Here is a 22,819-nt window from a genome sequence, read left to right as displayed (position 1 = left end):
CCCGTTGATAGGCGTTAAGTGGAAGTCCTGAGAGGGATGAAGCTGAGGCGTACTAATAGACCGAGGGCTTGACCTCTATTCTTTGATGGTAATGATGATGACTTAATTCTCTGCAGTCTTCAGGGCTTTTTACCCTTATTTTTTTTAGTAGTGTCAAAACACCCAGTGCCACCACTGGGATACTATTCTTTTCTCGCTTGTTAAACGCCCCGGTTGCTAATATATTTACCGCGTCACTGCCGCTCGAAAATAGCTCTATCCCTGCAACCACTTTTAAACAAAAGCTCCTGACGGGATGACAAGAACAGTCCAAAGCTTGATAAAATCAAGGACATAGCCCTCAAACCTCTCTGAGAGAATGGGAGCTTATTGCGTCTAATTTTCATCAATTCCGCAATAGTTGCATGGCAAAGCTCCCTCCCTACTCCCTCCGCTTCGCGGCGGCCACGATTGACCGTATAATCCAATTCAAAAGCTACTATGACGGCGTTGCGATCGCATCGAATCAGTAAGGCGACCGATGTATTTCTGAATTCCCATAAGCTTGAGCTTGTGTCCTTGTAAAATCGCACAACTATCAGCAACTATAAGCTAAAGCTATTAAAAATATTAAAGTTTTATAATATTAAAGTTTTGAGGCGGTCGTCACAAGGGTAACTCTTTTCAAGATTATAGCCGACTGTTTTACAGTCCTTAAACATTGTTTCGATACCACTGCGACATTTAAACGCTGTTACAGCTTGTTTCAATTTGGCGATATTGGTGAGTAAATACCAGTCTTCATCTTCGGCACTATTTCGATATTTTCGTTGCCCATAACCAGCGACATCAAAACAGCCCAATCCTTGCTGCTGATTTTAACTCCTGTCAAATAAAAGCTCGTACCTGCTACTAAACCACACTCACTCAACCGCTTAAATTCCTCTCCTTCTTCTTGAATATAGCGTCCCTGTTTTACTCTCAAAACAAACCTTATGTTTTTTTCACACAGCCCACTTGCCAGCTTAACGCTCGCAAATTCAGGCCTCTCCTAAAAGAACCATTTTATAATTTTTTAGCAGACCAAGAATGGGGCAGATTAAGCTTTGTTGTTCTCGGAGGTTGCTACAGCCACAGCGAAGGCAATATCTGCTACTACAACGGTAAAGCTCTCTTGTTCCCAATCAGGCTAATCATCAACAGATTTTTATCTCGCCACGGCGTTCTATCAATGGCGACCTTCAACTCTTGTTTCTTTTTAAATTGACTTCTCCAGATATATTTAAGCACAGGAAACCAAAGCTTTTCAATCTTGAGCAGAGGTAGCTTGAGAAATCGTTGAATAGAACGTCGTCCGCTCTCAAACATGATTGGGTATCGCATCAATTTCGCCAATAACTCAATACTCACTTGTTTATGGGTTGGGAGCAGAAAAACTAAAATAGTCACAGTCAAGTATTCGGTGTTTTTGAGCTGCTGTTGGAAACAAATTTGGTATGATTGAGGTAACATTTTTAACTGATGGGGCTTCTTAACAAGACTGACCCCATATTTTTTTACCAAAAATCGGTTCTAGCCCCGTCATCTGTATTGGTTGATATATTTTACCATAAGCTCAGGAGAGCTAGAAACGTTATATATTCCTGCGTCTCGGATTGATATAAAAAAAGAAAATTAATAGTGTAGGTTTTGTTTCTCAACCTAACCTACACTATTAATAATTTGTGTAAGGGGAATGTTTATTCCTAACTCTCATTCTTCACGACACGGAAGTTACGGAAATACGGATAACTGTTGTTTTCCTGATTCCTTCTTCTTTTTTGCTTATTCCTTCTTCTTTCAACCTCCCAATTCCTCGTTACTAATTCCCAAATGACTCGCTTAGCCACAACAATAGAAGCCATACTTTACCTAAAAGGTCAGCCAGTGTCGATCGCAGAAATTGCCGAGATTGCCAAGTGCGATCGAGCCGAAGCCGAAGACGCCATCATCGAACTCATGTCTGACTCGTCCCACCGCGACAGTGCATTAGAAGTCGTCGAAACCCCCACAGGATACAGCCTGCAACTCAGAGAAGAGTTTGCCAGTTTAATGCAAACTTTAATACCTCCAGAATTAGGTGTGGGAGCTTTGCGAACGCTGGCTGCGATCGCCCTCAAAGGCGGCATCGCTCAGCCAGACTTAGTTAACTTGCGAGGTTCAGGCGCTTACCAACAAGTGCAGGAACTTGTAGAGATGGGTTTCGTCCGCAAACGGCGACCGAGTGAGGGGCGGTCATATTGGTTACAAGTTACCGAGAAATTTCATCGGTACTTTCAAGTAGACCAACTGCCAAAACAATTGCAACTTGACTTTCAGGCAAATTTGTACCCAAGCAATGACGAGTAGTTTGAAGTAGAATGTAACCAGCCAGAAATTAAGAATCGCCAAATGGTTTTTCACCCTGACTTTGACACATCCAATGCCCAACAAACCGCAGTCAATCCACTGCTGAAGTACCTCCAACACCAATCCCCGGAGGTTCTAGCCCGCGTCGCCAAGTCTGTGAGCCCCGACATCAGAGAAATAATCTCTCATAACGTTCAAGGACTTGTCGGCGTTTTGCCTTCCGAAAATTTTAACGTCGAAATTACCACGGATCGCGAAAACTTAGCAGGTTTGCTAGCTTCAGCGATGATGACAGGCTATTTTTTGAGGCAAATGGAGCAAAGGATGCACCTAGAAGAAAATTTAGCAAGCACCAGCTCGATTAAACCAAACTCACCCAAAGACAAGTAAAAAAATCAACGGGTTGGGGAAGCAAGAAAGATGAAAGTTGTTCAGAAAAATCCATAATCCTGAATCATGGAGGCACAGGGAATTAAGAAACCGGGCTGTTAACCGGCTATCCCTCGCGCTACACCGAGGCTTTTGGTAAAAAAACCCGGTTACTGCTTCTAGGACTATAAAGCATCAGATTCATCTTCCATCCTCCACCCTTGCAACTAATACCAATTTAAAAAAAGAATGCAACTGCTGATAAGCTCCAAATCCTTATGCAGTAAGTCATTCTTAATTATTTAATCGAAAATCGAAAATCGAAAATCGAAAATCGAAAATGGTATTACCCACCGGCGGAGCTACCCGATAGGGGAAAAGCACCCGGACGTACTTTAATATTCTGAACTTGACCCAAACGGTTAATTTCCAGTTCGAGTTCTTTGCCCACAACCGTGTTTTCCACCCGTTCTTGCACGTCACCGGGAGTGTTAACCGCAATTCCGTCAACTTTTTGAATGACATCTCCGGGACGCAAGTCTGCTTTTTGAGCGGGGGAATTTTCCACGACTCGCGCCACGGCTACGCCTTGATCGAGGGTAATTTTATTATTATCGAGCTGTTTGTTGAGTTCTGCCTTGGTGGCGGCAGTCAAGCTGACCATTTGAATGCCGAGATAGGGATGTTCGGCTTTACCTTTGGCGAATAGCTGATCGGAAACTCGTTTGGCGGTTTCGATCGGAATTGCAAATCCCAAGCCTTGAGCGTCCGCGCGGATAGCGGTATTGATGCCAATTACTTCGCCTTGGTCATTCAGCAGCGGGCCACCAGAATTGCCGGGGTTGATGGCAGCATCGGTTTGGATGAAGCGGACTCGCTTGTCGGGGATGCCGACTTGGGAACTCGATCGACCCGTAGCGCTGATAATGCCCACAGTCACGGTATTGTCGAGACCTAAAGGATTGCCGATCGCGATCGCCCACTGTCCCGGTACAATATTGTCCGATCGACCCAAAGCCACCTGCGGCAGTTCCTTAGCATTAATCTTAACCACAGCCACATCCGTCAGCGGATCGACTCCCTGCACCTTACCCTCAAACTCGCGGCCGTCTTTGAGCGTCACCTTAACAGTATCAGTCCCGGAGACAACGTGAGCATTAGTAACGATGCGGCCGTCAGAAGTGAGAATAAACCCGGAACCGGTACCTCTCTTGACTCGTTCTTCCGGCTGTGGCAAATTCTCCCCAAAAAACCGACGAAACAAAGGATTTTTGAATGCTTCCGGCACTTGATTCGCCACCTTGCTTGATGCGTCAATCCGCACTACAGCCGGGCCGACTTTTTCCGCTGCTTCAGCAATAAAATTGGGATTGCTGCGATCGACTGCCCGATTTTCCTGAACTGAAGGAGAGGGATACGGGGGGATTTGCTGGCGTACTACTGGCAAAACCAATCCGGTTTCCAGATTGTTTGAGCCTTGCAGATAGCGATTTCCCAACCATCCCATACCTCCGCCGATTGACAGCAGAGTCACATAAAGGGTCGCTTGCTTAAAAGATAAACTCATTTAATAACTCCCGCTAAATACCTCATCCCCGCAGACAGGTTCCGAATCAAGCATTTTTGTCTTGGCGACGGGAAGGAAGCGGGGCGGGGCGTACCGCTTCCTCAAGAACATAGCTGTTAACAGGCAGGCGCCCATCGGCATCACAGGCAATTTTGCCGGATTTGCCAAGAGCGAATCAAACTAATAATTCTCATCCTAACTTGGCTTAGCCTGGGATTTACAGTCTGGGGGGTGGCTAGAGCTTGTAAATATGCAATTTTACAGGATTTTAAAATTGTCAACTGTCCGAAATGAATACTTTTTTATGTACATAATGACTTTTAAACGCTTATTTCCGCTGATTTTTGCACTAATTTGGTCGATCGCACCCGTTGAGAAAACGGCGGCAAATACCGAAATCCCACCTGCAAATCTTCCTTTAGGTACACCTGTAGAAAACCCCGACCCCGCCCGCGATTGCCCGAGTCCGGCTATGTCTCGGTTGCGTCGCCACACTGTGGCCCAGGGCGAGACAATAGAAAGCATCGCGCGGCAGTACAATGTGATTCCTGCGGCGCTGATCGGGATAAATCCGACGTTGCGGGGCGGTGAAGTATCTGCTGGAAGTGCGATCGTCATTCCTCCGTACAGTGGCATCGAGGTAGAAGTGCCTGCAGGCTGGAATTGGCAAAAAGTGGCCGAAGCTTACAAAGTGCCCGCAGATTTGCTATTTGAGGCGAACGGGTGCAGGCCTTTGGGGAAAACGGTGTTTGTGCCAGCGGTGAATAGGTCGATCGGGCCTTCTATCAATCCCGATGCAACGCCATCGGTGCAAGGATTTCCGCTGCCCGCCCCAGCAGTGGAAGCTTTGGGTTACGGGCGGCAATTGCATCCGGCGCGGCGCGAATTTTTTTTCCACAGCGGCGTAGATTTTTTGGCGTCGGAGGGTACGCAGGTTTTGGCGGCGGGCGAGGGGACTGTCGCCTTTGCCGGGCCGCAGGGGGATTACGGGAATTTAGTGGTGGTGAACCATGAAGCGGGGAAGCAAACGCGCTACGCTCATTTGAAAGATATTGCGGTAAAAGTCGGTCAAAAAGTGCAGTCTGGAGAAGTTTTGGGAACTGTGGGGACGACGGGAAAACGGGACATTACGCCATCTCATTTGCATTTTGAAGTTCGGTACAATTCGGGTTTGGGTTGGGTTGCTGAAGACCCGTTGCTTTATTTGCAAGCGACTATTAAAAAATAGGATTGTTAGTGTGCTGGGGGGGTGACAACCCGCCCTAAATCCAGAGGGGGTAAGGATTGATCTGTGTGGTGGTAAAAAAAGATAGGCAGCAGAATTGTTACACGTTTGCCTATCCCAAAAAATATGTTACCAACATTTGACCAGACTCAGTTACAAAAACAAATGATGAAAAACCCGTTGATTTTACTCACAATGTTTTTGAACCTGATAGAATTTCAGAAACAAGTAACGATCGCACTAATCTGGTTCCTATTAATCACTTATTGGTTAACTACTTAGGAATGAGAATTAAATAACTTCCACAAGTTTGTGGGATGGGCGGGACGCCCATCCCACAATAATAATTAAAATTGTAAGTTATTTAATTCGCGATCCTTATTGCCCGATCGCACATTTCTCTCAAATTCGATCGCCCGTTTCCCAAAAAGTCGATCGCACCTCCACAAAAAACCCGATCGCGGGGCCCCAGAAACCGGGTTTTTACCGAAATACTTCGTTACAACCAACAGATTCGGACAAAAACCCGGTTTCTTGGATCGGCGGGGCCCCAGAAACCGGGTTTTTTCCGAAATACTTCGCTACAACCCACAGATTCGGGCAAAAACCCGGTTTCTTGGATTATCGCCCGTCGCTAACTCCCTCCAATCGCAGGAAATGCACCCGGCCCGATCGATCGCCCGCTACAACTGTCACGCCATCAGGGGCGATCGCACAGCAAGCAAACTCAGCATCTCCACTGAAACTAGCAATCTCTTTACCTGTGAGCAAATCCCAGATTTTCAGGGTATGATCCCATGAAGCGGAAATCGCTGTTTTACCGTTGGGTGCGATCGCCACTGCATTTACCCAGTGAGTATGACCGGTGAGAGTTTTCAGTTCCCTGCCACTGTCTGTGTCCCAGATTTTCAGGGTTTTATCCGATGAAGCGGAAATCGCCGTGAGGCCGTCTGGTGCGATCGCCACTGCTTTTACGAAGTCAGTATGACCGATGAGGGTTCTAAGTTCGATGCCTGTCTCGGTGTCCCAGATTTTCAGGGTGTCATCCTCTGAACCGGAAATCGCTGTTTTACCGTCTGGTGCGATCGCCACTCCTGTTACCGGGCCAGTATGACCGGTGAGAGTTTTCAGTTCCCAACCCCAGTCTGTATCCCAAATTTTCAGGATTTGATCCCATGAAGTAGAAATCGCTGTTTTGCCGTCTGGTGCGATCGCCACTGCTATTACCGAGTTACTATGACCCGTGAGAGTTCTAAGTTCGGTGCCTGTCTCGGTGTCCCAGATTTTCAGGATTTGATTCAATGAAGCGGAAATCGCTGTTTTACCGTCTGGTGCGATCGCCACTGCATTTACGAAGCTAGTATGACCGGTGAGGGTTCTAAGTTCGATACCTGTCTCGGTGTCCCAGATTTTCAGGGTGTTATCCCGTGAAGCGGAAATCGCCGTGAGGCCGTCTGGTGCGATCGCCACTGCATTTACCGAGTCAGTATGACCGGTGAGGGTTCGCAGTTCGGTGCCTGTCTTGGTGTCCCAGATTTTCAGGGTTTTATCGTATGAAGCAGAAATCGCTGTTTTACCGTCTGGTGCGATCGCCACTGCATTTACCTCGCCAGTATGACCGGTCAGGGTTCTCAGTTCGATACCTGTCTCGGTGTCCCAGATTTTCAGGGTTTTATCGTATGAAGCAGAAATCGCTGTTTTACCGTCTGGTGCGATCGCCACTGCTGTTACATAGCTACTATGACCGGTGAGGGTTCGCAGTTCGGTGCCTGTCTCGGTGTCCCAGATTTTCAGGGTTTTATCGTATGAAGCAGAAATCGCTGTTTTACCGTCTGGTGCGATCGCCACTGCTGTTACCGCATAGTTATGACCGGTGAGGGTTCGCAGTTCGGTGCCTGTCTTGGTGTCCCAGATTTTCAGGTCCGATGAACCGGAAATCGCCGTGAGGCCGTCGGGTGCGATCGCCACTGCACTTACCCCGGAACTATGACCCGTGAGAGTTTTCAGTTCCCGGCCTGTCTCGGTGTCCCAGATTTTCAGGGTTGTACCATCGGAATCCGAAATCGCTGTTTTACCGTCTGGTGCGATCGCTACTGCATTTACCCCGGAACTATGACCCGTGAGAGTTTTCAGTTCCCGGCCTGTCTCGGTGTCCCAGATTTTCAGGGTTTTATCCGATGAAGCGGAAATCGCTGTTTTACCGTCTGGCGCGATCGCCACTGCATTTACCCCGCCAGTATGACCGGTGAGGGTTCGCAGTTCGGTGCCTGTCTTGGTGTCCCAGATTTTCAGGGTGTTATTCCGTGAAGCGGAAATCGCCGTGAGGCCGTCTGGTGCGATCGCCACTGCATTTACCGAGTCAGTATGACCGGTGAGGGTTCGCAGACACCCTTCTCCCGATCGCTCTAAACTAGCCCTCAAAGGCCGCAGCCAAGGACTATCTTTCCACTGCTTTGCCTGTTCCAACATCCCCCGAATCTCAGGCATTTCAAAATCCACCAACCTCCCCCACAAATGCTCTACCAGTTGCGTTTTATCCAATTCCAAAACGTGCGCCGACTTGCGAATTGCCCCTTGAATCAACTTCAGAGTTTCAGTTTGCCCCTCCGACAACAGAACATCAGAAACTCTCGCCAAATCGTAATCCTCAATTAACGCTTGAACCCCCAACGCATCCAGCTTCGCCTCAATAAAATCAAAATCCGTCAACAATTGATGCAGCCGTTCCCCTTGAACACTCTCTGCCAAATGCCCCGGCAGAGTTTCCAAAGCATAAAGCCGCTTTTTCGGCGACAGTTTCCCCAACCGTTCTTTAAACTTACTCATCGCCGTACAAATCCTCCCACAAATTATCAGAAATCGCCGCTTCGATATCCCGCAGCGAAACCCCAGCTTTCTGCACTACATCCTTACGATGCAGAAATCTTTGGAAACTCGCGTGATAGATACTGTAATCTGGCGGAGTGTCGCTGCTACGGCGCAGAAACTGTTCCCAATCATCCAGAACTTCTTGCAAATCTAAAGCATCTTCCTCAGCAAAATCCGCCAAAATATCGCAGGAAACAGGCTTACGAGTTTTAGTCAACAAATAAATCACCTTCAACTTCCGGCGGCGCAATTCTTTATCTCTAACCGCCATTTCCATGCGCGCCCAGTGCTTCTCATAATATCCTTCCAACTCCCTCGGCAAATCTTGCAAATTCACATCGCTGTACTTGCCGCTATCGATATCATTCAGCACATAGCGCAGGTACATAAAGTTATTCTGGCTTTTTTCAGCTACCGCCGCCACAAACTGTTCTCGCTGCAAATTTTGACGGTTAATCCAACTCTGAATTGACGCGCTGTTGCTGGTGCGTTTGTCAATATAAAGCTTGACATCCGCCAAACTTTCTGCACTGTACTGCATCAAATCAAAAACCTGATGATTTGGCAAAGGCAGAGATTCCGGTCGCTTCGAGACAATAAAATAAACATTATCCGGCAAAGCATCAGGCAAATAGAGGACATTGCTGCCACGCCCATGATCGCTCCGATCTACTTCATCCAGGGCATCCACAATAAAAACTAACTTTTTTCCGCCCAGTTTAGCACTGACTTCCCCCAACAATCGACTGAGAAAATTGCCATCTGTAGTCGCATTTTCTGGCAATTTTGGGTAATCCAGTTTAAAGGCTTGAATTAACTGAGTGCAGGCATTTTCCAGAAATTGCTTTGCCTTAACCGTGCCTTGAGATTGCGAGTTAAAATGGACAACACAGCGCCGCTTCATCAGCAGCACTAACTTTGCCATAATTGAACTTTTGCCGACACCCGGATCGGCTTCTAAAACAAAATATCCTTTGGGATTTTTCTGCAAGAATTCGATAATGGCTTCAAAGACAAATTGGCGGCCGGTAAAGTCTTGAGTGCGGTCTTGAATAATCGTTTCGCACTCGTAGGGAAGCGGCAATCGGGGCGCGGAAGTATCAACAAATCGTTCCAGCAAATTCTGAACTTGCGCCAAATCGGATCGGATACCAATTTCTATGGCTTCCAATTTGACCATCACTTGACAAATCTGCTGCCCAGTTGCCACGGCCTCCAATTTGTCCAGAATTTCCCCATTTTGCAGCCCCAAATCTTTGAGTTGTGCCAAAGCAATTTGGTGCAGATTCAACAGCATCGCGGCAAACTTTTCTCCTCCCTTCGCGGCATCCAGTTTCAGCACTTCGCGGTACGCTTTCGGGAAAGTTGCGTACAGTTTCTCCGCGACAAATTCCACAATTTCCGCATCGAAGGATTTGCCCTCGCTGGCGGCGAATTCGTTGACGAAACTTGCCCAATCTGCCGTTGTCAATCCGGTAACTCGATCGAACTCCTCGGCCTCCGCAGAAAAAATCTTGGTTAGCTGGTCTTCGGAAATATTTAAACCCCTTGACAAGTCGGCTGTATTCGTGTTAATATCCAGCCAGTATTCAGGAGTTTTCTCTGCTAATTGACTGAGTGCTGTTTCTGGATAAGGCAAATTTTTGGTTTCGGCGATCGCAATTAGGCGATCGGACTTCGCAACCTCTCTCAAAATATAGCCGATCGCCTCACCCGCCGCCTTAATCAAATCGTGATTATCGAGAATCCTCGGATTTTTGCTCAACCCTTCCGTCAACCGATTTCCGAGGTCATTAGCCGCGATATTCCCCGCTATACCAGTAGCAATCGCTGCTAAGATAGAAGCTCCCCCAAGTGCGATCGGGCCGCCCATCATACCCGCTGCTGCTTGAGTTGCCGGATTGGCGATCGCACTTGAAATAACTTGTCCAATAGCCATCACCGCACTGCATCCAATTACCCTAGTTTTAAAATTAGCTAAGTCCATTAGTGGCATACAATAAATATTTTTCTTTTCAAAAGTTAGGAGTAATTATATCTTGCCGGCTGCCGTTTAGTCCGTCGGGGGTTGAAATCCACATTATGCACCATTCTCACTAAGTCTTTCATGAACAGGCAAGATGCCTGTTCCACAAAGAGTAAATTTCTTGTGGAACAGGCATCTTGCCTGTTGCTGACGCAAGATGCCTGTTCCACAAAGAGTAAATTTCTTGTGGAACAGGCATCTTGCCTGTTGCTGACAATATTAATTATCTCGAAGTTCTTTTTCTTGCAAAAGTTGGGTAGCCCAAACCCGATCTTCTTCCGATAGAGACGGTACGGGTTCTTGATTATAGTCGATCCGATAATCATAGCCAGCGCGATCGTAAACACCTGCAAATATTTCTGGGAAATTAACAATAGGTTCTACATCTTCCTCGCGCAAGGGAAGCGGAAATATAGGTAGAGAATCGCGGAGATTAAAAGCATAAAGTTCGGCAAACGGACGGCGATTACTGGGACTGACCAAAACCCGATAATCGCTTTGAATAGAATTATTAAGAATGGGCATAGATTCCCATTTTCGTAGTAAATCGATTTCGACTAAATTGGTTAAGCTACCTAAAATACTCTGGCGTTTTTTGAGATAAGTAATTCTTCCTTCTCCACTACGTTTGTTGACAGGAGAAAGAATTTCAATTGCGGTGACAACTTGTTTCGTTGCCATTTCTCGCACTTCCAGGTAAGTCTGTTTAATTTTTTCAGGAGCAGGCACTTTAACGGTAGTCGGAAGTGTTATATTTAAAGTGGCAACTGAACCTGTAGGAAGATTCGGGTTATTAGATTGACGCTTAATCGCCACATCGGGGATACCTACTAAAAGGGAGTCGCTGTTACTGTCATTTGGATCGGTAATTTCATAGATGCGTTTGTCGATTGCAACCTCATATTTAGGGCGAATTTGAGGCATGATGGTATCAGCGATCGCGATAATCAATCGATTGTGAGTTTCCTGCCAGAAATCGGGGTGTTCTAAGTAGGGGTCCATTCCAGGAAAAGGTGAAGGCATAGGACTGTTTTCCGATGTATTGACTTTCAAATCATTTTAGCATTTTTAATTTGGTAGGTGCGTCGCTTTAAAGCGAGGCAGAGCCTCTGGATATAGGTTCCCAGGCTGGAGCCTGGGAACCAGTTAAAGCTTGTCAAGAACAGGCATCCTGCCTGTTCCACAGTAATTATTGGAGATGTCTATTTGTAGATGAATTTAATCTGTTGTGGAACAGGCCGGAAAGCCTGTTGATTTTGGGCGGGCAAGATGCCCAACCCCTACTCCCCACAACAAATTTAATCTACTGTGGAACAGGCCGGAAAGCCTGTTCATAAAATCAGAGACACCCCAAATATCAACTACAAAACAGCAGCAACACTTGCCATCAGCAACCCTTGAAACAATTTCACCCCATCAGTTTCGCCCAACATCGGATCGGAAGCCCTCTCAGGATGCGGCATCATTCCTAATACATTGCCCGCCCGATTACAAATACCGGCAATATTATTTAACGAACCGTTGGGATTGCCAGCATCGCTAATTTTGCCCGCCGGAGTACAGTAGCGAAACAGCACTTGCTTGTGCTCTTCTAGTTCTGCTAAAGTATCGGCATCGGCATAATAGTTGCCTTCGCCGTGGGCGATCGGCAAATCGATGATTTCACCCGTAGTATAAGCCGCAGTCCAACGAGTATTACCGCGCTCGACTTTCAAAGAAGCCCGATCGCAAATAAAATTCAATCCCGCATTCCGCACCAGAGCACCGGGCAACAAACCAGCTTCAGTCAACACCTGAAAACCGTTGCAGATGCCCAGTACAAGCTTTCCTTGTTTCGCGTGTTCCGCAGTAGCCCGCATCGCCGGAGAAAAACGGGCGATCGCACCGCACCGCAAATAATCTCCGTAACTGAAACCACCGGGAATTACAATGATGTCAATATCCGAAATATCGGTATCTTCGTGCCAAATCATCCGCGTCGGTTGGTGGAGTAACCCTTGAGTCACCCACACCACATCGCGATCGCAATTTGAACCAGGAAAAACAATAACTCCAAATTTCATAAGCTGAAGGAAGAAGGAAGAAGGAAGTTCGGCAACGGATTATGTAACGGATGTAACGGATGTCAGGAAGAAGGAAGAGGTGTCAACATAAGACTAAAATCTTATGTTTTTCTCCCTTGTATCGAAGTCTCGATCCCCCTAAATCCCCCTTAAAAAGGGGAGTAGGGGTTGACTTTGAGTGTTCCGAGTGCCCGCTTTTTAACAGAGATTTTGAGAACCTCTTGTCCCCCCCTTATTAAGGGGGGTTAGGGGGGATCTCCGGGTTTAAAAACACCCTAGGGACGATCGCATTTATGCTGCCGCTGTCTCCACAGCAACAGGAATTTCAGTCAAATCAAAGCGATAATTTTCAATCACTGGATTGGCCAAAAGTTGGTCGCAAACGCGATCGAGTTGTTCGCGGGCCTCCGACTCACCAGCAGCAGTCAGCGTCAATTCAACGTATTTCCCAATACGCACGCGCTCAACATTGTCGTATCCCATGTGTTGCAAACCAGACTGTACGGCAGTGCCGGCGGGATCTAAAACAGAAGGGCGGAGGGTAACATAGATTTGGGCAAGATATTTCTGAGTCACGGGAATGTTGCGGTAGGTGATGTGAAAGTTAGCCCCATTGTATTCTACAACCGAGCAGCGCGCCGATCGCCCTTTGGTTCGCCCAAGTAAGATAGCCTAGAAACAGGGACTGATTTGACTCTAGCAGATTACACAAAAAAATTATGAGAACCAACCGCACCCGCAGTCAGGAGCGTATTTTACACTTGCTCAAGCACTTGAATCGATCGCTCTCAGCACAAGATATCTACTTAGAACTGCGTAACAGCGACCAAAGCATGGGCCTAGCAACAGTTTACCGCTCCCTCGACGGTTTAAAGCGAGAGGGGTTCGTTCACGTCAGAACGCTTGCTAGTGGCGAATCTCTCTACGGTGCCGCCCACCAAGACCAACATCACTTAACTTGTCTGGAATGTGGCGCGTCAATTACGATCGACGAATGCCCCGTCCACCACTTAGAAAGCCAACTACAACAATCTCATTCTTTCAAGATTTATTATCACACTTTGGAGTTTTTCGGATTGTGCGCTCGATGTACTTTGGCTCAAGAATCTTAGAGAAGTTATTAGTCATGAGTGATATCAATTCCGGTTGCACTCAGAAAGGATAGTTGACTGTTGACTGTTGAGTGTTGACTGTTGACCGAAAGCATCCAGGATACCAGCCCCCGGATTCATTCCGAAAGCAGACTCAGGACCCAGAAATAAAAAACCTGTATCCGATAAAGGAGCCCCCGAATTTATCCGTGGGGTCAATGCTTCAATCTAAAATCTAAAATCTAAAATCTAAAATCGATTGACTCGGTGTCGAACCGCGCAGGCTGGTTTTGTTTGTGTAGCGACAGATTTCAACCTGTCGTTTTATTAACTAGCTCAAGGATTCAAAAACTCTAAATGGTCTCCTGGAATCGCTCGCAATTTTGCAGCCGAGCCTTGCATTTTCAACCGGCCGCGTTCTAACATGATAATCCAATCGGCGCGATCGATCACTCGCGGCCTGTGACTGATAAAAATCGTCGTTTTCCCGTGCCGATACATCAACAACTGTTCTAAAACTTCCGCTTCGCTTGCGGGGTCAAGCCCTGCGGTAGATTCGTCTAAAATCAATACGGGCGGGTTGTTGAGAATGGCGCGGGCGATCGCCAATCTTTGTCTTTGTCCGCCAGAAATATTCGCTCCAAACTCCCCTAAAACTGTTTGATATTTATCCGGCAATTGGCTGATAAATTCATCCGCCCCCGCAATTTTGCAGACTTTAACAATCTGTTCAAAGCTGATATCTGGACTGCCCAATCGAAAATTTTCCATAATCGAACGGCTCCAAAAATGCGCTTCTTGAGGAACCAATACTACCTGCTGTCTGAGACTGTCGAGAGACAAATCCTGTAAGTTGTAACCGCCAATTCTAATATTACCAGATTGCAGCGGGTACAGACCAGCAATTACTTTTGCTAGCGTACTTTTTCCGCAGCCGGAATTGCCGATTAAAGCAATTGCTTGACCGCCGGGAAATGTGACAGAAAAATTTTCCAGCAAGTCAAGTCTGCCGGGGTAGTGAAAATTAACACTCTTGCAAACAATACCGTCGCGGTCTTGAATAGTTACAAAAGGTTTATTCGTATCGTCTTTAGTTTCCGGTTCAGCATCGATGACTTCCGACAGCCGTTGAGTAGCTGTCTGCACGCGAGTCATCTCATCAGTAAATCCTACTAGCGAATTCACCCAAGTAGTAACGTTTTGATTCATGCTAATAAACGCTAGCAACTGACCTATACTCAATACCTTGTCAATCACCAAACCGCTACCAAGCCACAGCAGAGTAATGCTGCCAGCAGAGGCAACAAAACCAGAAAATATATTGTTGAGAATGCCAATTTGTGTAGTGCGGAAAGTGAGCTTTGCTAAGCGACCGAAGCGGGTTTGAAATTCTTCCCAAAGTTGCTGACCGCTGCTAGTAGTTTTGACAGTCAGCGCGCCTTTAAAAGTTTCTACTAAAACGCCTTGAGTTTCTGCTTCCAGCACAAATAAACTGCGCGTTTTTTGCTGCAATACGGGCAGAAATACCACTGTAGAGGCAGTCATTAACAGAGCTATAGCTGTAGCTGCTAAAGTCAGTTCCTTGCTGTAAAATAACATAAAAATAAAAGAAACTACAGCGATAAAAAATTGACTAGGCAAGCTGATAGCGACTTGAGAAACTAATTTATTGATTTCTTGGATATCTTGTAATCTACTGACGATTTCGCCACTGCGTCTGGTTTCGTAAAAGCTCAAAGGCAATCGCAGGAATTTGCGCGCGAATTCCATCACCAATCCCAATTCTAAACGCTGGGAAAACTGAGCAATTAAGTTCGACTCTACCAATCCTAAACTGCTGCTAAAAAGGTTCATAACTATAACTGCGATCGCCACACTCGCCAGGAGTTGTCTGTCGCCCCGCACCAGGATGTCGTCGGTGAGCAGTTGAACTAGAAAAGGCGAAGAAATCGACAGCAAACCCAACACCATATTCAGCAAAAATGCTTCCATTAAAATCGGGCGATAAATCCCAATCCGGCGCATCCATTTTTGTAAGGAATTAGCGGGCGGTTGACCCTCTGCTGCTGCAAAAAACCGCTCCGCATCGGGTTCTACTAGCAAGCACAGCCAATCTGTCCAAGCTGCTGCTAATTCTGCTTTAGAAACATAGCGCATACCGACGGCTGGATCGCCGATCGCATATTTGTTGCCCTTTTTGCCGTACAAAACAACCCAGTGATAGCCGCTCCAGTGAATAATCATCGGTAGAGGGGCATCATCGAGCTTGTCTAAAATAGCAGCCGCTGCTCGCACCGATCGAGCATTAAAGCCGATCGCCTCACCGCCTTGTTTCAAGCCCAGTAAAGTCGTTCCTTGCTGGCCGGTACCGACCAATTCTCGCAAGCGACTAATTGTAAAGTTCTGTCCGTAAAATTTGGCGATCGAAGCCAGACAAGCTGCACCGCAATCTTCTTCGCTCTGCTGGAGAACAACCTGATATTTCAGAGAATTATTTGTTTTTCCATAGAATGGTATTCCTGGGAAAAATGGGATATTTTTTAGCATTTTTTCAAATGAGTAGAGCCTAAAGAACAATACCCACCGCCGCCTGGCCAATCAGCAAAAAGCACCCATAAAATTATGGGTGCTCGCTTTCTTCACAGTTTTCTAACTGAATTAAATGAAACAGCCCTGGGGGTTAGGGGGCTGGGGGGTTAGGGGCAGGGCGGTTTCATTCTCACGAAAATCGCGATTTTGACTCTTGTAGTGTCCTGAATGCCTACCCCCCCACAGACAACTTCACAGGCGTTTGAGACATGGGGGCAGCCACGGGGGGCAGCCCCTACAAGAGAATGAAACAGCCCTGGGGGTTAGGGGGGTGGGGGTTAACTGAACCGTATTGGTACAAAATCTATCCAAATAATAAGAAATATGTAGAGTCTATTGTATAAGTCCTGTTCAGTATGCTTATATAGATTCAAGGCTTTGGTATAGCCCTACACAAGTAGCACCTAGCCAACTTAGACGATTGATCCTCGGTCATCCTAAGTTCCCTCGTCTGGCAAGCATAAGATTGTGCAGCACTAAAACTAATTCCTAGGGATAAACCAATTGTCCTAATTTTTCTTTTCAAAAATTAAATTTGTGGCAGCATACGCACCACTAGTTTACCTTGAAGGTAAAAACGCACGTATCTATCAATAGGTGTAAAAAAACTACTCTATGCTGATTAGTGTTTGGAATACGTTTAAATGCTAGATACATTAAGTACGCTCTCCCAGGGAGATAGTAGTATTTGTATCGCCGTTTTGGATGGTCCTGTTGACCAAAATCATCTTTGCTTCCAAGGCGCCGACTTAACGTTTCTTCCCACCTTGGTTAAAGCCCAGGCCCAGGTCGGTGGCAATATGTCCACCCACGGAACCCACGTTGCCAGCATTATCTTTGGGCAACCGGGCAGTCCGGTGGAGGGGATAGCTCCCAAATGTAAGGGAATAATTGTCCCTGTCTTCGCCGACGATCGCCTCAGAACTTCCCAGCTAGATTTGGCTAGGGGGATCGAGCAAGCAGTCAATGCCGGCGCCAATGTTATCAACCTGAGTGGGGGACAACTAACCGACTTTGGCGAGGCCGATGGCTGGTTACAGAATGCCGTTCGTCTGTGCCGAGAGAACAACGTCTTGCTCGTCGCTGCCGCTGGCAACAATAGTTGCGATTGCTTGCACGTACCCGCTGCCTTGCCCTCTGTGCTAGCAGTAGGCGCGATGGATGCTAATGGCAAACCCTTGGACTTTAGCAACTGGGGCGAAGCCTACAAAGACCAAGGCATCCTTGCCCCAGGCAAGGACATCCTGGGAGCTAAACCCGGTGGTGGCACCGACCGCCTGAGCGGTACGAGCTTCGCCACTCCGATTGTCTCAGGTGTAGCAGCCGTGCTGCTGAGTCTTCAGCGGGAGCAGGGAGAAACCCCCGACCCCCACAAAATTCGTCAAGTGTTGTTGCAGAGTGCCTTACCCTGCGATCCTGACTTGCCAGAAGAAACCCGTCGGTGTCTCGCGGGCAGACTGAACATCTCTGGAGCCATAACGTTATTAAGAAAAGGAGGAAAAATGGCTGAGAATTTCGCATCGGTGGGTGCATCAGAAGTAGAAGCCGCAGGCTGCGGTTGTGATGGCGGCTTAACCAACGCCAGTGAAGCGATGGCTAATCAAGGGCAACCGGCTCCTAGCTTGGTTGCTGCTGCCGCCAAGCCAGGAGCGGCTGAGGCTGTCCCTAGCAACACCCCTAACTTGCAAAACTTGATGCAATCGTTTCCTACATCTGTAACCCAACAACAAATGATGCCCAACATAACTGCTAACTCCGTCACCGCCAGCCAAGCCCCCAGCGAACTTCCCGATCTCGGTCAGATTGTTTATGCCCTAGGAACCCTCGGCTATGACTTCGGGAGCGAAGCCCGCCGGGACTCGTTCAAGCAACTGATGCCACCGTTTGACATAGGGGGAGGGGTGATGGTGCCCGCGAACCCCTACGACGCCCGCCAGATGGTGGACTACCTGGGCGACAATATTTCTGAGGCCCGATCGCTCATTTGGACACTCAACATTGAATTGACTCCAGTCTATGCGATCGACCCCACGGGTCCCTTCGGAGCCGAGTCCTACCGCGCCCTCCACGAACTGCTATCCGGTCAAATCCAACCCGAAAACGATGCCGAATACGTTGAGCGCGTCAGCATCCCCGGCATCTTGACCGGGCGCAAAGTCAAGCTCTTCTCCGGTCAAGTTATCCCGGTAATTGAACCCCAAAGCACCCGCGGCATCTACGGTTGGAAAGTCAACAGCTTGGTGAGAGCGGCGATGGCAGCGGTTCAAGCTGAAGACGGCACTGCTGATGAAGACCGCATCCGCAACACCTTAGATGGCTTCCTCAACCGCATCTACTACGACCTCCGCAACTTGGGAACCACTTCCCAAGACCGCGCCCTCAACTTCTCCGTCACCAACGCCTTCCAAGCCGCCCAAACCTTCAGCCAAGCGGTTGCCGTCGGCATGGAACTCGACAGCATTACTGTTGAGAAAAGCCCCTTCTGTCGCATGGATAGCGACTGCTGGGATGTGAAGTTGAAGTTCTTCGACCCTGAAAACAGCCGCCGTGCCAAGAAGATTTTCCGCTTCACCATTGATGTCAGCGATCTGATTCCGGTCACATTGGGCGAAGTTCGTTCTTGGTCTTCACCGTATTAAAGGGCAATACAATTGCGGTGAGAGTTCCACAACAAAATGGACTCTCGCCAAGACATCTAGATTTGTTCACCCTATCCATACGGAGAATCCTTAACCATGCGACTTCCTGTATTGTCTCCCCCCGTCAAACGGCCTCATTTCATCCAGCCTGCGCTGTGCGTGGATGTGGAAGATGGTCTTACCGAGGATTTGGTGCATATTCGGATGGATCTGCTCCATGGCGCTAACTATAACGATCCTTCAGCCTATGCCAACCGTAGTTTCAACCAAGTGATGCACTCTAGTGTCAGCCCGAGTTCAGCCAGCCAGGGCTGGGGCGGCTTTGGGGGCATGGGACGATTTTATTAACGGGCCACTGATAAGCCCCTAATCACGATGCCTCAGCAAACTGAAACCCTATGGCAAATTGGTCAAGCTGGTAAAGGAGGTCAGGAGTTTTCGCAGGTAGGTGGCTGGCAAGAGGAATTTACCTACGTTGTTGGGTCAGATCCAGACCCGATTAACCAGCCCCAAATGCCATCGTTGCTCGTGGTTCCCGGTCGCAAGACCAAACCAAAGAGCAAAGGAAAGCAGCTTTTTTCCACCGACAAACTGAATATCCAATTCACTCTTGCCCAAAGCTACAGCACAGGCGAACTTACGCTCTTTTACAACTTTTTTGGATCTCAAGTTGACACCCTGTGGGTTGATGGTGAGCCAGTGACCGAACTCGTCGGGGTCGGGTCAGGCAAGCCAACCAAAACCCAGATTCCCTTGCCAGCCCTCAGCGCTGGGCAACATACCCTGACCCTGACCACAGATCGTGGGTTGGGAGATGGGGCACACCGGATCGACTACCTCAAGCTAGAGGGGGTTGTGGTTCCCCAGCAACGGCAAACCCTCCAAACACCCCAAACACCCAAGGAAACTAAGGAAACTAAGGAAACTATGGCTAACGAGAAAAAGGAAACGGTGGCTAAGGAGAAAACAGAAGTAAAACCCTCGGATGTCTCCTCCACCCTTGAAGAGAAAAAGTCTTACGTGCCCACTTCCCAGACCGGGCTGCAAGATTATGCCTACTGGTGCGACTACGCCAAGAAGCAAGCCAAGGAGTCAAAGAGACACCCTAAACCCTTCCGCCGGGGCCGCATCTGGTCCTAATCCCTAGCCTGTCTTGTTATCGTCCACTTAATGACTGACTGTTCGCTCTATGCAATCCACCACACTCCTCCAAATTAAGCCGCACTTTCATGTTGAGGCGATCGAGCCAAAGCAAGTCTACCTCCTTGGCGAACAGAGCAACCACGCCCTCACCGGGCAACTCTACTGCCAAATTGTGCCCCTCTTGGATGGGCAATATACCCGGGAGCAGATTGTCGAAAAGCTGGGTGGGGAAGTCCCAGAAGAATACATCGACTATGTACTCGATCGCCTCGCAGAGAAAGGCTACCTCACCGAGGTTGCCCCGGAACTATCCTCGGAAGTCGCAGCATTTTGGAGCGAGTTAGGGATTGCACCCCCCGTAGCAGCCGAGGGGCTACAGCAGCCGGTCACGCTGACAGCGGTGGGCGATAACATCAGTGAAGTAACCGTTGCTGCCCTCGCAACTGCCCTGCGGGACATGGGCATTCCGGTGCAAAACCCCACAGACGCGGGTTCGGAGGCGGCGCTCAACATCGTCTTGACCGATGACTATTTGCAGCCGGAACTAGCCACCATCAACAAGCAGGCTCTGGAGCGCCAACAAACTTGGCTGCTCGTCAAGCCTGTGGGCAGTGTCCTCTGGTTGGGCCCAGTGTTTGTTCCCGGAAAGACAGGGTGTTGGGGCTGTCTGGCTCATCGGCTGGGGGGCAACCGCGAAGTTGAGTCGTCGGTGTTGCGGCAAAAACAAGCCCAACAGCAGCGCAATGGTCAAAACGGGAGTGTATTAGGCTGCTTGCCCACAGCACGGGCGACGCTGCCTTCGACCCTGCAAACGGGGTTACAGTTCGCCGCGACTGAGATTGCCAAGTGGATTGTCAAGCAACACGTCAATGCCACTGCACCGGGAACGGCACGCTTCCCCACCCTCGACGGCAAGGTTATCACCTTCAACCAGACAATTCTGGACTTGAAAAGCCATATCTTGATTAAGCGGCCGCAATGTCCGACCTGTGGGGACTCGGGAATTTTGCAGCGGCGAGGGTTTGAACCGCTAAAGCTAGAATCGCGGCGCAAGCAGTTCACCCGTGATGGCGGTCATCGCGCCACCACTCCAGAACACACGGTGCAGAAATATCAGCACTTGATCAGTCCAGTGACGGGCGTGGTGACGGAACTGGTGCGGATTACCGATCCGGCTAATCCGTTGGTACATACCTACCGGGCGGGGCATAGCTTCGGCAGTGCTACCTCCTTACGGGGTCTACGCAATACCCTGAAACACAAGAGTTCGGGCAAGGGTAAGACCGATAGCCAATCGCGGGCGAGTGGCTTGTGTGAAGCAGTGGAGCGCTATTCTGGCATCTTTCAAGGGGACGAACCTCGTAAACGGGCAACCTTGGCGGAACTGGGAGACTTGGCGATTCATCCAGAACAGTGTTTGTACTTTAGCGAGGCGCAGTATGCCAACCGGGAGAGCTTGAACGCGCAAGCAACGGCGGCTCACGATTGGATTCCCCAGCGGTTTGATGCGAGTCAAGCCATTGACTGGACTCCGGTGTGGTCGTTAACAGAGCAGACCCATAAGTATCTGCCTACGGCGATGTGCTACTACCACTATCCCTTGCCCCAAGATCATCGCTTCAGCCGGGGAGATTCCAACGGTAATGCTGCCGGGAACACCCTCGAAGAAGCCATTCTGCAAGGGTTTATGGAACTGGTGGAGCGCGACGGTGTGGCGCTGTGGTGGTACAACCGCTTGAGGCGTCCGGCGGTGGACTTGACGAGCTTTGATGAGCCGTATTTTGTCCAGTTGCAGCAGTTCTACCGGGAAAATGACCGAGAATTATGGGTGCTGGATTTGACAACAGACTTAGGCATTCCAGCTTTTGTCGGGGTGTCGAATCGGAAAACGGGAAGCTCGGAACGATTGATTCTCGGCTTTGGGGCGCACCTCGACCCCACTATTGCCATCATCCGCACCCTCACAGAGGTTAACCAAATTGGCTTGGAACTGGACAAAGTGCCAGACGAGAACCTGAAAAGCGACGCAACGGATTGGTTACTCACTGCGAAGCTGGCGGATCATCCCTACCTTGTCCCTGATGCCACACAACCCCTCAAAACAGCCCAGGATTACCCCAAGCGTTGGAGTGATGATATTTACGCCGATGTCCTCACCTGCGTAGACATTGCCCAACAAGCGGGACTGGAGACCTTGGTGGTGGATCAAACCCGACCGGACATTGGTTTGAATGTGGTCAAGGTGACAGTGCCAGGAATGCGGCATTTTTGGTCGCGCTTTGGGGCAGGGCGGCTCTATGATGTGCCGGTGAAGCTGGGGTGGCGAGATGAACCGCTCGCTGAGGCTCAGATGAACCCCACGCCGATGCCGTTTTAAGTTTTTTAAAGTTTGCGGGCGATGGGTAGTCGCTACGTACCGGATGTCGCCCGACTAAGCTTCTTCTTACGAAGAAGGGGACTGGCCCACCCCAACGGGTCAATACGCCAAACAACACAATGAGGATTATTCTCATGAACAAGAAGAACATCCTGCCCCACCAGGGCAAGCCCGTACTCCGCAGCACCAACGGTAAACTCCCCAGCCACCTGGCTGAACTCTCTGAGGAATCTCTCGGTGGTAATGGTGTGGGTGCGTCCCAGTGCTTCGTAATCTGCTCCTATGACGACGGTGTGGGCGCGTCTCAGTGCATGCCCTGCGTCTGCGTCCCCGTCTGCTCCTACGACGGTGATGATGCCTAAATGCCTCTGATTTAGTCATCGCCAGCGAGCGATGCCATCTTGATCTTCTAAGTTCGGTAACATTAGGATTAATTATCCTATGCATCGAAACGAAGAAAAGCTGGGCTCTGAGCTAAAAACGGGGCTAACAATG

19 protein-coding genes are annotated in these 22,819 nt (G+C 48.7%); 9 read left to right on the top strand and 10 right to left on the bottom strand.

The annotated features are described in order from the left end of the window. Nucleotides 1-745: 745 nt before the first annotated feature. A complete protein-coding gene (locus tag QUB11_RS06355) occupies nt 746-964 on the bottom strand; it encodes a hypothetical protein (protein ID WP_333390038.1) in 219 nt (72 codons plus the stop codon). A 170-nt stretch (nt 965-1,134) separates the two neighbouring features. Next, the gene (locus tag QUB11_RS06350) at nt 1,135-1,542 is read right to left on the bottom strand and encodes a hypothetical protein (protein WP_333390036.1); all 408 of its coding nucleotides are present in this window, start codon (nt 1,540-1,542) and stop codon (nt 1,135-1,137) included. Nucleotides 1,543-1,851: 309 nt separating this feature from the next. Here QUB11_RS06350 and scpB point away from each other — a divergent pair, with 309 nt between their 5' ends. Next, a complete protein-coding gene (gene scpB, locus QUB11_RS06345) occupies nt 1,852-2,367 on the top strand; it encodes an SMC-Scp complex subunit ScpB (RefSeq protein WP_333055484.1) in 516 nt (171 codons plus the stop codon). A 42-nt stretch (nt 2,368-2,409) separates the two neighbouring features. Continuing rightward, complete coding sequence (locus QUB11_RS06340) at nt 2,410-2,757, top strand: DUF760 domain-containing protein (protein ID WP_015177249.1); 348 nt, start codon at nt 2,410-2,412, stop codon at nt 2,755-2,757. Nucleotides 2,758-3,082: 325 nt separating this feature from the next. Here QUB11_RS06340 and QUB11_RS06335 read toward each other — a convergent pair whose 3' ends face one another. Further along, nucleotides 3,083-4,303, bottom strand: coding sequence for an HhoA/HhoB/HtrA family serine endopeptidase (locus QUB11_RS06335; RefSeq protein WP_333055483.1), 1,221 nt, complete (start codon nt 4,301-4,303; stop codon nt 3,083-3,085). A 304-nt stretch (nt 4,304-4,607) separates the two neighbouring features. On the opposite strand from QUB11_RS06335, the gene QUB11_RS06330 reads away from it, so the two are divergent. Next, on the top strand, nt 4,608-5,531 hold the full coding sequence (locus tag QUB11_RS06330) for a M23 family metallopeptidase (RefSeq protein WP_333390034.1): 924 nt from the start codon (nt 4,608-4,610) through the stop codon (nt 5,529-5,531). Nucleotides 5,532-5,875: 344 nt separating this feature from the next. Here QUB11_RS06330 and QUB11_RS06325 read toward each other — a convergent pair whose 3' ends face one another. From QUB11_RS06325 to purS, 6 genes are all read right to left on the bottom strand, one after another. Continuing rightward, complete coding sequence (locus QUB11_RS06325; RefSeq protein ID WP_333201635.1) at nt 5,876-6,037, bottom strand: hypothetical protein; 162 nt, start codon at nt 6,035-6,037, stop codon at nt 5,876-5,878. Nucleotides 6,038-6,149: 112 nt separating this feature from the next. Beyond that, nucleotides 6,150-8,354 (bottom strand): hypothetical protein, encoded by a 2,205-nt coding sequence (locus QUB11_RS06320; RefSeq protein ID WP_333390032.1) that lies wholly within the window; start codon nt 8,352-8,354, stop codon nt 6,150-6,152. Next, the gene (locus tag QUB11_RS06315) at nt 8,347-10,392 is read right to left on the bottom strand and encodes an ATP-binding protein (protein ID WP_333256556.1); all 2,046 of its coding nucleotides are present in this window, start codon (nt 10,390-10,392) and stop codon (nt 8,347-8,349) included. The genes QUB11_RS06320 and QUB11_RS06315 overlap by 8 nt, the downstream gene beginning before the upstream one ends. 249 nt (nt 10,393-10,641) lie before the next feature. Further along, on the bottom strand, nt 10,642-11,445 hold the full coding sequence (locus tag QUB11_RS06310; protein WP_333201644.1) for a DUF4058 family protein: 804 nt from the start codon (nt 11,443-11,445) through the stop codon (nt 10,642-10,644). A 338-nt stretch (nt 11,446-11,783) separates the two neighbouring features. Beyond that, the gene (gene purQ, locus QUB11_RS06305) at nt 11,784-12,485 is read right to left on the bottom strand and encodes a phosphoribosylformylglycinamidine synthase subunit PurQ (protein ID WP_333201630.1); all 702 of its coding nucleotides are present in this window, start codon (nt 12,483-12,485) and stop codon (nt 11,784-11,786) included. Between the two features lie 291 nt (nt 12,486-12,776). After that, on the bottom strand, nt 12,777-13,061 hold the full coding sequence (gene purS / locus QUB11_RS06300) for a phosphoribosylformylglycinamidine synthase subunit PurS (protein ID WP_333042010.1): 285 nt from the start codon (nt 13,059-13,061) through the stop codon (nt 12,777-12,779). Nucleotides 13,062-13,204: 143 nt separating this feature from the next. Between purS and QUB11_RS06295 the strand changes: the two genes are divergently transcribed. Continuing rightward, nucleotides 13,205-13,597 carry a Fur family transcriptional regulator gene (locus QUB11_RS06295; protein WP_333201627.1) on the top strand — a complete coding sequence of 131 codons (393 nt, stop codon included), beginning with the start codon at nt 13,205-13,207 and terminating at the stop codon, nt 13,595-13,597. A 315-nt stretch (nt 13,598-13,912) separates the two neighbouring features. Here QUB11_RS06295 and QUB11_RS06290 read toward each other — a convergent pair whose 3' ends face one another. Continuing rightward, nucleotides 13,913-16,123: a peptidase domain-containing ABC transporter gene (locus tag QUB11_RS06290; RefSeq protein ID WP_333201625.1), complete on the bottom strand. Its 2,211-nt coding sequence runs from the start codon at nt 16,121-16,123 to the stop codon at nt 13,913-13,915. A 686-nt stretch (nt 16,124-16,809) separates the two neighbouring features. On the opposite strand from QUB11_RS06290, the gene QUB11_RS06285 reads away from it, so the two are divergent. The 5 genes from QUB11_RS06285 to QUB11_RS06265 all read left to right on the top strand — a co-directional run bounded on the left by QUB11_RS06285 (nt 16,810) and on the right by QUB11_RS06265 (nt 22,686). Further along, complete coding sequence (locus tag QUB11_RS06285; protein WP_333201623.1) at nt 16,810-18,804, top strand: PatA/PatG family cyanobactin maturation protease; 1,995 nt, start codon at nt 16,810-16,812, stop codon at nt 18,802-18,804. A 96-nt stretch (nt 18,805-18,900) separates the two neighbouring features. Then, a complete protein-coding gene (locus QUB11_RS06280; RefSeq protein WP_333201621.1) occupies nt 18,901-19,152 on the top strand; it encodes a cyanobactin biosynthesis system PatB/AcyB/McaB family protein in 252 nt (83 codons plus the stop codon). 27 nt (nt 19,153-19,179) lie between these two features. Beyond that, nucleotides 19,180-19,944 (top strand): cyanobactin biosynthesis PatC/TenC/TruC family protein, encoded by a 765-nt coding sequence (locus QUB11_RS06275; protein WP_333201619.1) that lies wholly within the window; start codon nt 19,180-19,182, stop codon nt 19,942-19,944. 49 nt (nt 19,945-19,993) lie between these two features. After that, nucleotides 19,994-22,324 (top strand): TOMM precursor leader peptide-binding protein, encoded by a 2,331-nt coding sequence (locus QUB11_RS06270; RefSeq protein ID WP_333201617.1) that lies wholly within the window; start codon nt 19,994-19,996, stop codon nt 22,322-22,324. Nucleotides 22,325-22,443: 119 nt separating this feature from the next. After that, nucleotides 22,444-22,686 carry a DUF5837 family cyanobactin class RiPP gene (locus QUB11_RS06265; RefSeq protein ID WP_445300757.1) on the top strand — a complete coding sequence of 81 codons (243 nt, stop codon included), beginning with the start codon at nt 22,444-22,446 and terminating at the stop codon, nt 22,684-22,686. Nucleotides 22,687-22,819: the final 133 nt, after the last annotated feature.

Origin of the sequence: Microcoleus sp. B6-A1, assembly GCF_036705085.1 — a bacterium.
Classification (GTDB): Bacteria; Cyanobacteriota; Cyanobacteriia; order Cyanobacteriales; family Microcoleaceae; genus Microcoleus.
This window is presented reverse-complemented; position numbering and strand designations above follow the sequence as displayed.

Coding starts and splice junctions, on each gene's coding strand:
- QUB11_RS06335 (WP_333055483.1), bottom strand. CDS start 4,303: ATGAGTTTATCTTTTAAGCAAGCGACCCTTTATGTGACTCTGCTGTCA.
- QUB11_RS06320 (WP_333390032.1), bottom strand. CDS start 8,354: ATGAGTAAGTTTAAAGAACGGTTGGGGAAACTGTCGCCGAAAAAGCGG.
- QUB11_RS06280 (WP_333201621.1), top strand. CDS start 18,901: ATGCGACTTCCTGTATTGTCTCCCCCCGTCAAACGGCCTCATTTCATC.
- QUB11_RS06310 (WP_333201644.1), bottom strand. CDS start 11,445: ATGCCTTCACCTTTTCCTGGAATGGACCCCTACTTAGAACACCCCGAT.
- QUB11_RS06340 (WP_015177249.1), top strand. CDS start 2,410: ATGGTTTTTCACCCTGACTTTGACACATCCAATGCCCAACAAACCGCA.
- QUB11_RS06330 (WP_333390034.1), top strand. CDS start 4,608: ATGTACATAATGACTTTTAAACGCTTATTTCCGCTGATTTTTGCACTA.
- QUB11_RS06265 (WP_445300757.1), top strand. CDS start 22,444: ATGAGGATTATTCTCATGAACAAGAAGAACATCCTGCCCCACCAGGGC.
- QUB11_RS06270 (WP_333201617.1), top strand. CDS start 19,994: ATGCAATCCACCACACTCCTCCAAATTAAGCCGCACTTTCATGTTGAG.
- QUB11_RS06315 (WP_333256556.1), bottom strand. CDS start 10,392: ATGCCACTAATGGACTTAGCTAATTTTAAAACTAGGGTAATTGGATGC.
- QUB11_RS06295 (WP_333201627.1), top strand. CDS start 13,205: ATGAGAACCAACCGCACCCGCAGTCAGGAGCGTATTTTACACTTGCTC.
- QUB11_RS06275 (WP_333201619.1), top strand. CDS start 19,180: ATGCCTCAGCAAACTGAAACCCTATGGCAAATTGGTCAAGCTGGTAAA.
- scpB (WP_333055484.1), top strand. CDS start 1,852: ATGACTCGCTTAGCCACAACAATAGAAGCCATACTTTACCTAAAAGGT.
- QUB11_RS06285 (WP_333201623.1), top strand. CDS start 16,810: ATGCTAGATACATTAAGTACGCTCTCCCAGGGAGATAGTAGTATTTGT.
- QUB11_RS06290 (WP_333201625.1), bottom strand. CDS start 16,123: ATGCTAAAAAATATCCCATTTTTCCCAGGAATACCATTCTATGGAAAA.
- purQ (WP_333201630.1), bottom strand. CDS start 12,485: ATGAAATTTGGAGTTATTGTTTTTCCTGGTTCAAATTGCGATCGCGAT.